Consider the following 1,667-nt stretch of genomic DNA (forward strand, 5'->3'; position numbering starts at 1 on the left):
AACAAATTGAGCTTAACAATCGCAAGATTGTTCGAACTTTTTATGAGAGTTTGATCCTGGCTCAGGACGAACGCTGGCGGCGTGCCTAATACATGCAAGTCGTACGCTTCTTTTTCCACCGGAGCTTGCTCCACCGGAAAAAGAGGAGTGGCGAACGGGTGAGTAACACGTGGGTAACCTGCCCATCAGAAGGGGATAACACTTGGAAACAGGTGCTAATACCGTATAACAATCGAAACCGCATGGTTTTGATTTGAAAGGCGCTTTCGGGTGTCGCTGATGGATGGACCCGCGGTGCATTAGCTAGTTGGTGAGGTAACGGCTCACCAAGGCCACGATGCATAGCCGACCTGAGAGGGTGATCGGCCACATTGGGACTGAGACACGGCCCAAACTCCTACGGGAGGCAGCAGTAGGGAATCTTCGGCAATGGACGAAAGTCTGACCGAGCAACGCCGCGTGAGTGAAGAAGGTTTTCGGATCGTAAAACTCTGTTGTTAGAGAAGAACAAGGATGAGAGTAACTGTTCATCCCTTGACGGTATCTAACCAGAAAGCCACGGCTAACTACGTGCCAGCAGCCGCGGTAATACGTAGGTGGCAAGCGTTGTCCGGATTTATTGGGCGTAAAGCGAGCGCAGGCGGTTTCTTAAGTCTGATGTGAAAGCCCCCGGCTCAACCGGGGAGGGTCATTGGAAACTGGGAGACTTGAGTGCAGAAGAGGAGAGTGGAATTCCATGTGTAGCGGTGAAATGCGTAGATATATGGAGGAACACCAGTGGCGAAGGCGGCTCTCTGGTCTGTAACTGACGCTGAGGCTCGAAAGCGTGGGGAGCAAACAGGATTAGATACCCTGGTAGTCCACGCCGTAAACGATGAGTGCTAAGTGTTGGAGGGTTTCCGCCCTTCAGTGCTGCAGCTAACGCATTAAGCACTCCGCCTGGGGAGTACGACCGCAAGGTTGAAACTCAAAGGAATTGACGGGGGCCCGCACAAGCGGTGGAGCATGTGGTTTAATTCGAAGCAACGCGAAGAACCTTACCAGGTCTTGACATCCTTTGACCACTCTAGAGATAGAGCTTCCCCTTCGGGGGCAAAGTGACAGGTGGTGCATGGTTGTCGTCAGCTCGTGTCGTGAGATGTTGGGTTAAGTCCCGCAACGAGCGCAACCCTTATTGTTAGTTGCCATCATTCAGTTGGGCACTCTAGCAAGACTGCCGGTGACAAACCGGAGGAAGGTGGGGATGACGTCAAATCATCATGCCCCTTATGACCTGGGCTACACACGTGCTACAATGGGAAGTACAACGAGTTGCGAAGTCGCGAGGCTAAGCTAATCTCTTAAAGCTTCTCTCAGTTCGGATTGCAGGCTGCAACTCGCCTGCATGAAGCCGGAATCGCTAGTAATCGCGGATCAGCACGCCGCGGTGAATACGTTCCCGGGCCTTGTACACACCGCCCGTCACACCACGAGAGTTTGTAACACCCGAAGTCGGTGAGGTAACCTTTTTGGAGCCAGCCGCCTAAGGTGGGATAGATGATTGGGGTGAAGTCGTAACAAGGTAGCCGTATCGGAAGGTGCGGCTGGATCACCTCCTTTCTAAGGAATATTACGGAGACTACACAATTTGTTTTTACTTTGTTCAGTTTTGAGAGGTTTACTCTCAA

Annotated in this window: 1 rRNA gene; it reads left to right on the top strand. The window is 52.1% G+C overall.

Annotated elements, in window-relative coordinates:
• Positions 1–38 precede the first annotated feature (38 nt).
• Positions 39–1,599 (top strand): 16S ribosomal RNA (locus RWU19_RS01335).
• Positions 1,600–1,667 lie beyond the last annotated feature (68 nt).

Source organism: Enterococcus sp. 2STP (genome assembly GCF_032465635.1).
In the GTDB taxonomy this organism is placed as follows: domain Bacteria; phylum Bacillota; class Bacilli; order Lactobacillales; family Enterococcaceae; genus Enterococcus_B; species Enterococcus_B lactis.